General features: G+C 64.5%; 1 protein-coding gene. It reads right to left on the bottom strand.

The genetic code is table 11. The features are described 5' to 3' along the window. On the bottom strand, nucleotides 1-386 hold a 386-nt coding region (locus K7H93_RS15925), incomplete at both ends, for a tyrosine-protein kinase family protein (protein WP_420840390.1).

Here is a 386-nt window from a genome sequence, read left to right as displayed (position 1 = left end):
GCGGATTTCTTGGCTTCGAACTTGGTGAGGAGGGCGCCGAAGATGCGGATGTTGGCGGAGTTCAGGCGTCCGATGGCGTTCTTGACGAGGCCGGCGCGGATATTGTGGGATTCGACCACGTAGAGCACGCCTTCGACATGGGTTGCGATGAGCGGCGCGTCGGCGAGGCCCATGACCGGCGGCGAGTCGATCACGACATGGTCGTAGGTTTCCAGCAGGCGGCGCATCAGCAGGTCGAGCCGGTTGCCGGTCAGCAGTTCGGCGGCGTTGGGCGGGATCGGACCGGCCGACATCGCGGTGAACCCCAGGTGGGTCATCGGGAAGGTCATGGTCTCGATATCGTCGTCGCCGGCGAGGAAGTTGGACAGGCCGCGATCGTGATCGAC

This window comes from Citromicrobium bathyomarinum (assembly GCF_021021475.1).
GTDB classification, from domain to species: Bacteria; Pseudomonadota; Alphaproteobacteria; order Sphingomonadales; family Sphingomonadaceae; genus Alteriqipengyuania; species Alteriqipengyuania bathyomarina.
The sequence above is the reverse complement of the archived record's forward strand: the minus strand, read 5'-3'. Positions and strand labels throughout refer to the sequence as shown.